Source organism: Streptomyces sp. SID3343, from assembly GCF_009865215.1.
Lineage (GTDB): Bacteria > Actinomycetota > Actinomycetes > Streptomycetales > Streptomycetaceae > Embleya.
Window position 1 is genome coordinate 1 of the sequence record NZ_WWJX01000338.1, and the last position, 7,597, is coordinate 7,597.

Below are 7,597 nucleotides of genomic sequence, written 5' to 3' on the forward strand. Positions count from 1 at the left end.
CGATCGTCGATCGTCGATCGTCGATCGTCGATCGTTCCAGACGACGAACAGCAAGCACCGACAGGGTCGTTCGGATGCCATTCGTCTTCTCCGACGGCGTGACCTCGCGAGCGATGACACGATCGCGCCGCCGGACGCGAAGTCCCATATCGGGGCCCGGTCAGACCGAGAGCAGGCGAAGATCCCGACCGCCGCCCGTTTGGTCGTTGCACCGCGCCCCTACACCCATGCGCTCGCCGTGTGGGGAACCAACGGGCGGCCGCCGAGGGGCAGTTGGCGCGTCTCCAAGGAAGGCTCGTCGGCGTCGCGGTGGCCACGTCTGCCGGCCGCGCGTCACCGAGAACCGACGCGGGCCCCGAGCGCGGGGCGGGTGGGACTGTGTAGGGTCCCACCCGCCTGCGGTTTCCGGTCAGGACTCGCAGTCGGTCGTGGTCCCCGAGTCGGCGCCTACGTCGCAGTGGTCGTCACCGTTTCCGCCGAGGAGGGTGTCGAACCCGGGCCCGCCCTGGAGGGAGTCGTTGCCCGTACCACCGTCCAGGGTGTCGTTTCCGCGGGCGCCGTCGAGCCGATCGTCGCCGTCACCGCCGAACAGAAGGTCGTCGCCGTCGGAGCCGATGAGGGTGTCGTTGCCCGCGTCACCCTCGATACGACAGTCCCTCGCGGTTACGAAATCGTTTCCCTGGCCCGCGCTCAGCAGACAGGTGTGCGTTCCCGCGCCGTCGACGAAGACCTCGTCGTCCTCGTCGCCTGCGTCGATCACAACGGAGGTGACATCCTCACAATCGACCACCCACCCGGTGGCGACTTCGGCGCAGCCGGCGCCGGCGTTCACCCCGGCGTAGTCCTCGGCCACCCTCACCCACGTGTCGCCCGTGACAATGGTCAGGACGTTGTGCGTGCCGGGTGCCGCCGTCACGTGAACCACGCCGTTCTCGACGCGGATCGCCGTGGCAGTGGCAGTGTCCGCGACCGTATCCGCCGCAGGTTCCGCTGCGGAGGCGACACCACCCGTCGCCCCCGTCAGCGCGAGCAGCATGGTCGCGAGCCCGGCGAGCCGGTTTCTCAGAGGCATGTGTGCGTCCTTTCCATGGGTGGTCACGATGTGTCCCGTCGACGAGCGTGTCACCACGTCGGTCACGGCGCTCGTGGCGTGTCTCATCGTCGTCGAGGGTCGTGATTCGCGCATGCTCGCCCGTCCGCAAATCCTGCGCGCGCGTCCGCAATGTCGAACGGGTGCTTGTCCCCCACCCCTTGGGGAACGCGGCCGGGATGTCGGCGCCGCCGGACTGAGCCGGGGCGGAACCGACACGGGCGCGCCCGGCGGCATCGCACCGGGGCGGCGGCGCTGCGGCCCGACGTCCGGAACGCCCTTATGGGCAAGCATGCGTGGACCGCGACGGTTCGGCGACGATGGGGAACGCGGAACGTCGTCCGGTCACCCCGGGCCGGCGGTGTGCTCGTCCGGATGCTGCGCGTCGCGGCGATCAAGCACACGGATAACGAACACCGGTGCGGGTGGAACGCATGCGGTCCCGCCCGCACCTTCTCGCTGATCGCGCCGAGTTGCGCGCTGACCGGGCACTGGTGTCCCCGGCCCGGGGTCGGGCTCGACGGCGATATCGGTCGCCGAGCCCGACGGCTCCTTCGCCGCGCCCCGTCAGGCCGCCCGGATCGCTTCCCGGTACTGCCGGGGGGCCATTCCGGTGGCGCGCTTGAAGGCGTGGCTGAACGCGCTCGGGGACGTGTAGCCGAGTTCGAGGGCGAGCGCGGTGACGGAGGTGTTCTCGAGATGGAGCGCCTGCCGGGCTTGGTGGATGCGCCGATCGTGTAGGTACCTCAGGGGTGGCACGCCGGCAATGGCCTTGAAGTGCCCGGCAAACGCGGTACGGGACATGGCGGCGGCGCGCGCGAGTTCGTCGAGGCGCCAAGGTCGGGCCGGTTGGTCGTGGATCAATCGCAGAGCCGGGACGAGGCGCTCGTCGGCGAGCGCCCGAAGCCAGGCGGCCGCAGGAGCGTCGGCTTCGGCGAGGTGGGCGCGCCACACCTCGATACAGATCAGGCGGGTGAGCTGATCCGCGGCGAAACCCGCCCCCAAACGTACGGAGTTGGCCTCCTCGACGAGCCGGCCGAGCAGCCGGATCAACCTGGCTGCCCCCTCGGTCCCGGCCCGCAGATGGATCAGTGGGGGAAGGGTCTCCAACAGCAGGTCCTGGCCGATCGTGCGTAGATCGATGACGCCGCCCACCGCGGTGGCCCCTTCCCCCCTGCCGTCACCCTGGCGGACGAAGGGATCGACGGACCGGGCGAACATGCGGGGCCCGTGCACCGGGGAAACGGCCGAGCCGTCGCCGATGGCGAAGGGGGAACCACCGTCGAAGACGACCACGTCGCCGGCCACCAGGAGCCTGGTGCGCCGCTGTGTGCCCAGGCTCAATCGGATGCTGCCTTCGACCACGGCGTGCAGCTTGAGCCTGCCCGGAGGCGGGAAGTCGACGGCCCACTGTCCCGCGGCCGTGATGCCGCGGGCGATGACGCAGTGGGCGTCGGACAGGGGAAGGATGCCGCTGAACGGATTCGAGGACGATTCTGTGCGCATGTCACCTCTCTCGCCGGGAGCGGTGCGTGGTCCCGGGGTTGCGGCTGTGACGGTCTGCGGCGGTGACGGGGACGGGGACCCGTCGGTCGGCCGAGGTGGTGAGCCGGAAGCGGTCCTGGTCCCACCGGACTCGGGCGGCGTTCCGGTACTGTCGCGGGGACATTCCCGTGGCTCGCTTGAAGGCGTTGCTGAACGCGCTTTCGGAGGTGTATCCGACGGCGAGGGCGAGCCTGGCGATCGGTGTGTCCGCCCGGCCCAGGTGGTATCCGGCGAGCCTCATGCGCCAGTCGTGCAGGTATGCCTGCGGTGTGACACCGGCTGCGGACTTGAAGCGTTCGACGAAACCGGTACGGGACATGGCTGCGGCTCGGGCGAGTTCGCCAAGGCGCCATGGTCGGGCGGGATCGGCGTGCATGAGTCCCAGCGCAGGGGCGAGGCGTTCGTCGGCCAGCGCCCGTAACCAACCGACGGGTCGAATACCCGCACCGTCGAGGTGGATACGCAAGACCATGACCAGAAGCAGCCGAGCGAGGTGGTCTGCGGCGATGTCCGCGGCCGGGCCATCCGAGTCCGTCTCCCGTACGAGGCAGGGGAGTAGCCACTGAAGCGTGGCCGCTTCGTCGGCGGCGGCCCGGACGCGGACCGACGGCGGCAACGCGCTCAACAGCAAGTCCCGGCCGACCCCGTCCAGTTCGATGACACAGCCGACGGCCGAAACCGCTTCGCTCCGACCGTCGCCGAGCCGACCCGACGGATCGGCGGCCTTTTCCGGGACGGGGGGCTCGCGTACCGGCTTCACGGTCGTGCCACCATCCGGAACCCGAGGGCGCCCGCCGCCGAGGACGACGACGTCCCCCGTCCCCAGCGAGAGCGTCGGTTCCCGGGCTCGCATCGCGACCCGGGCCTCGCCCTCGACGACGGCATACAGCTCGAGACCGTCCGTGCCCGGGTGGTCGAGCACCCAGGAGCCGGAGGCCGCGAGCACGCGGGAGGATACGCATCTCGCGCCGGCGAGCGAGAGCACCTCGGTGAGCGGGTCGACGTGCGCGTTTGCGTCCGTGTCCATGCCTTTCGCAGCTTTTTCGCCCGACCGGGTCGGGTCGGGCCGGATCGAATCCGCCTCGGGAGCAGCGTGGTATCCCACCCGCGCGGCCGGCCGCCTTGCGAGGCCGGGGCCGCTCGCGGGACACTCCGAACGCGCGCGGGTAGTACGGACGAGCGAACATGCGCGAGTCATGACTACCCACCGACGATGGGACACATACACGGAGTTGCCGGTGTGCGGCCTTCGTCGAAAGAAAGTCCCCTTATGTTCCCCGCAGCGCGGTCGGGGCATAGAGGCAGCGAGCGAGCACGGCGTTGCGGACCGAATCGACGTCCGCCACCGTCGATTCCGCCGGACACCACTGCGGGGTCGGGACCTCGTCAGGCGGCTCGAAGTCTCGAAGCACAGGCGAATCCACAGCGGAGACCGGGTCGGTGTCGCCGGCGCCGACGAGGCGGCCGAGGACCGAGGACGTCGCCCCAGTCGGCATGCTCGGCCTCGATCAGCGCCACGATTTGCTCGTCTCGCAGCCGCCTCGCCGACTTCGTACACTTCTCGCGCGCGAAAAAAGCACGTCGACGCCGACAGGCCCAACGCCCGGCGTACCGGACCGGCCCCGAGGCCCTTCTCGCTCAGGTAGTCGATCACCTGCTCGGCCTCGTCCGGGGACGGGTGAACTCCTGTGCAAAAACTCCGAGTCTGCTTTCAGGATTCCGTTGGCCCGCCGCAACTCGGCGTTGTCTTCCCGGAGTTGCTTCCGGCTCCTCCGGCTCGGCGGAGGTCGGGCGGTCGTCCCGTTTCTCCGTGGCTGCCACGATGAGATGGTTGGTTGCCGGTGCCCGTGTCCGGTGCGGGCCCTGATCGTTGAGCGCGGTGTGGGTGCCTGGCCGTGGATCGGGTCGGATCAGTCGTGGGAGCGAATCGGGCCGCTGATGCCGCACGTATGGGCGGCCCCGACGTCTCCCGGCCGGGACCGACGGCGCCGACCTCGAGCCCGTACACGGGCCAGGAGGGGACGTCGCATCCTGTCCGCCCCGTACGAAGGGACCGTTTGATGGCGTCCAGCAATGCCGGCGACAAGCTGTATCCGTACGAGAACGACAACTGGGCCATGCTCATCCAGGCGGACCCCGATCACCCCTTGGAGCCGGGTACGGAGGACGGGGGTCTGGTGATCCTGATCCAGAACATCGGCTCCACGCCCAGGAAGCTCAACTCGTACATCGGGCTCCCCTACCGTACGTCGAACACACCGGGGCAGATCGTCTTCACCACACCGTGGGAGAAGGCCGATGAACTGAACATGGACACTGCGGTCGGCGGGACGTTCGCGCCGGACGGGCTTCCCGGGGACAAGGTGTTCCTGACGATCACGCCGCCGGTCGCCGAAGGCTCCCCCGTCGAAGCGCCGATCACCTCGATCGAGCAGGACCGCAAGGTGTGGGGCTTCCTGCCAAAGGCCGACTGGCAGGAGGGGACCGAGTACACGGTGCTCGCGTGGTCCGAGTTGGAGGGCATCCCCTCCGCCCCCACCTCGAGGACGTTCAAGGCGGTCGCGCCGAAACCCTCCGTGAACATCCTGACTCCGGCCAAGGACGGGGTCGCCCTCAGCCCGCGCACCCGGCCCACCGGCAGCTACGGGGGCATCGTCAAGAAGACCGACGGAGTCACCCGACCCACGCACGGCCAACAAGATCCGTATCGGAAGCCGCAACGCCGGAAGCGCCGTTCGGGCGCTACGGCTTCGCCGTGTACGTCGTTCAGGAGCCCCGCGTCCGGTCAGGGTCATCGGCCTCGTCTGGGCGGGCTCACCGCCGCCGGCGCCCTCGGTCACAGCGAGTCGGAGCCGTCGGCGGTGGTTCGATGCGGCAGGCCGGCGTGGCATCGCGTGATGCCGTACGACGACGAACCGGCGTCGACGGGCCGCTATGCGGCACCGGCCGCGTAGCAGACCTCCGCATCGTCGGTCCCGGCCGGGGCCGTGGCGGCGACGACGGCGTCCAGCCTGTCGCGCGCGGCCAAGAGGCCCGCCACGGCTTCGTTGATGCGTTCACGTTCCCGATTCAGGTCGGGCAGTATGCCGGAACAAGCCGGTGCCAGGATCTGCCCGTCGTCGACCATGCAGGGCAACAGTTCGGCGATGGTGGCGGTGTTGAGACCGGCGCCGAGCAGTATGCGGATGCCCCGGACGGTGACTATGTCCTCTTCCGTGAACTCGCGGTACCCGTTCGGACTCCGCGACGGCTCGAGCAGCCCCTGCTCCTCGTAGTAGCGCAGCAGGCGTTGACTGACCCCGGTCCGCCGAGAGAACTCCCCCATGCGCATGTGACGACCACCACGTTCGGTTGACTCTCACATCAGTGTGAGACAGCAGTCTATTCGGCATGACGAACCAACAATCGGCAAGCCCTCAACGCCCGCCCGTTACCGTCGTCGGCCTCGGCCCCATGGGCCTCGCCCTCGCCGAGACGCTTTGGGACCGCGGCCACACCACGACCGTCTGGAACCGCACCCCCGACAAGGCCGACAGCCTCGTCGCCAAGGGCGTCCACCGCACGGAGAGCGTCGCCGAAGCAGTGTCCGCAAGCCCTGTCACGATCATGTGCCTCAAGGACTACGAAACCATGTACGAGGTCTTCGACTTCGCCGGCGACGCCGCGAAGGGCCGCGTACTGGTGAACCTCAACTCCGGGACTCCGAAGGAGGCACGCAGGGCGGCCGGCTGGGCGGCCGAGCGCGGCTTCTCGTACCTGGACGGCGCGATCATGGTGCCGCCGCCGCTGGTCGGCCACCCCGAATCCGTCTTCCTCTACAGCGGCCCGCAGGACGTCTTCGACGAGCACCGGACGACACTGGCGAGCATGGGCGATCCCCGGTACCTCGGCTCCGAGCCGGGTCGGGCGGTGCTGTACAACACCGCGCTGCTGGAGATCATGTACGCCACCATGAACGGCTACCTGCACGCCACCGCCATGGTCGGTTCGGCCGGGATCTCGGCGGTGGAGTTCGCCGAACTGGCCGTCGGCTGGTTCATGCCCACAGTGCTGGGCCCGATGCTCGCCGACGACGCGCCCGACCTGGACAACGGCAACTATCCCGGTGACCTCGGCACCCTGGAGATGAACCTGAACGCGCTGGAGCACATCACCCGCACCGCCGAGGAGCAGGGCGTGCACACCGACCAGCCGCGGCTGATGCTGGAGATCGCCTCGCGGGCGATCGCGGACGGCCACGGTGGCAGTAACTACCTGGCCGTGTTCGAAGTCTTCAAGAAGGCGACACAGGCTCCCTGACCTTTCGTCCGGACGATACCCACCGATTCACCCCGCCCGACCTCCGGCCAAGGTCGGCGCCGCCCGTGCCCTTCGGGGTGTCGGTCGCGGCAACCTCGCCGACCTGTGTTCACGCGACGAACGGCTCGTCGGATGGGACACCGGCCGGCACGAGATCACCGTGCGATACGCGGAGTCTTCGGCGGACTGGTTCCACCTCGCCTGCGCGGTCATCAGTGTCGTCCGGCCCGACAACGTGGTGCTGGACTACCGCTTGGAGTACCTGGAGTACTACGACGTCATCGACTGGCTCGCACGCCACGGTGATTCGGTCCTTCCGACGCCGGCGGCGGAAGGACCCTACCCGCTGCCCGAGGAGACCACCATTGATGGATGCGCGCGGGCGTGGTCCTCGACATGACTGCTCGGCGTTTGCGCTACCGGACGGCGGGCCGGGCTCCCACGGCAGCGCACGAGGGGGTGGTCGCCGCATGGCCGGGACTGCGAACGCAACGCCTGCCGTTCGGGTACCCGGGCCGCCGGGCCGCCGGGCGGCCCGGCTTCAGGCTCGATTCATCGAGGAGTTCGACAATGGTCGACGGTGCGGACGAATGCCGGCGGGTTGAGTGCCTCGGGGTGTCGGCGTACTACCTAGGAAGTGTCTTCAATCTGCTCGGGTTGAGG

Annotated in this window: 7 protein-coding genes; 3 read left to right on the forward strand and 4 right to left on the reverse strand. The window is 69.2% G+C overall.

Annotation, left to right across the window (positions count from 1 at the left end):
* Positions 1–409: 409 nt before the first annotated feature.
* From GT354_RS55745 to GT354_RS11430, 3 genes are all read right to left on the reverse strand, one after another.
* Positions 410–1,072, reverse strand: a complete 663-nt coding sequence (locus GT354_RS55745) for a hypothetical protein (protein WP_272923805.1) — start codon at positions 1,070–1,072, stop codon at positions 410–412.
* Positions 1,073–1,657: 585 nt separating this feature from the next.
* The gene (locus tag GT354_RS11425) at positions 1,658–2,596 is read right to left on the reverse strand and encodes an AraC family transcriptional regulator (RefSeq protein ID WP_161356172.1); all 939 of its coding nucleotides are present in this window, start codon (positions 2,594–2,596) and stop codon (positions 1,658–1,660) included.
* A 1-nt stretch (position 2,597) separates the two neighbouring features.
* Positions 2,598–3,662, reverse strand: a complete 1,065-nt coding sequence (locus tag GT354_RS11430; RefSeq protein ID WP_161356173.1) for an AraC family transcriptional regulator — start codon at positions 3,660–3,662, stop codon at positions 2,598–2,600.
* A 1,033-nt stretch (positions 3,663–4,695) separates the two neighbouring features.
* Between GT354_RS11430 and GT354_RS11435 the strand changes: the two genes are divergently transcribed.
* The gene (locus tag GT354_RS11435; RefSeq protein ID WP_161356174.1) at positions 4,696–5,589 is read left to right on the forward strand and encodes a hypothetical protein; all 894 of its coding nucleotides are present in this window, start codon (positions 4,696–4,698) and stop codon (positions 5,587–5,589) included.
* On the opposite strand, the gene GT354_RS11440 is transcribed toward GT354_RS11435, so the two are convergent.
* Positions 5,568–5,966, reverse strand: coding sequence for a MerR family transcriptional regulator (locus GT354_RS11440; protein WP_161356175.1), 399 nt, complete (start codon positions 5,964–5,966; stop codon positions 5,568–5,570). The two genes, GT354_RS11435 and GT354_RS11440, sit on opposite strands and share 22 nt — an antisense overlap.
* 59 nt (positions 5,967–6,025) lie before the next feature.
* Between GT354_RS11440 and GT354_RS11445 the strand changes: the two genes are divergently transcribed.
* Positions 6,026–6,934, forward strand: a complete 909-nt coding sequence (locus GT354_RS11445; protein ID WP_161356176.1) for an NAD(P)-binding domain-containing protein — start codon at positions 6,026–6,028, stop codon at positions 6,932–6,934.
* 160 nt (positions 6,935–7,094) lie between these two features.
* Positions 7,095–7,334: a hypothetical protein gene (locus tag GT354_RS11450; RefSeq protein ID WP_161356177.1), complete on the forward strand. Its 240-nt coding sequence runs from the start codon at positions 7,095–7,097 to the stop codon at positions 7,332–7,334.
* Positions 7,335–7,597 lie beyond the last annotated feature (263 nt).

Bases quoted from the DNA above. Each gene is read 5' to 3' on its own strand.
- GT354_RS11430 (WP_161356173.1), bottom strand. From the start codon at position 3,662: ATGGACACGGACGCAAACGCGCACGTCGACCCGCTCACCGAGGTGCTC.
- GT354_RS55745 (WP_272923805.1), bottom strand. From the start codon at position 1,072: ATGCCTCTGAGAAACCGGCTCGCCGGGCTCGCGACCATGCTGCTCGCG.
- GT354_RS11445 (WP_161356176.1), top strand. From the start codon at position 6,026: ATGACGAACCAACAATCGGCAAGCCCTCAACGCCCGCCCGTTACCGTC.
- GT354_RS11440 (WP_161356175.1), bottom strand. From the start codon at position 5,966: ATGCGCATGGGGGAGTTCTCTCGGCGGACCGGGGTCAGTCAACGCCTG.
- GT354_RS11425 (WP_161356172.1), bottom strand. From the start codon at position 2,596: ATGCGCACAGAATCGTCCTCGAATCCGTTCAGCGGCATCCTTCCCCTG.
- GT354_RS11435 (WP_161356174.1), top strand. From the start codon at position 4,696: ATGGCGTCCAGCAATGCCGGCGACAAGCTGTATCCGTACGAGAACGAC.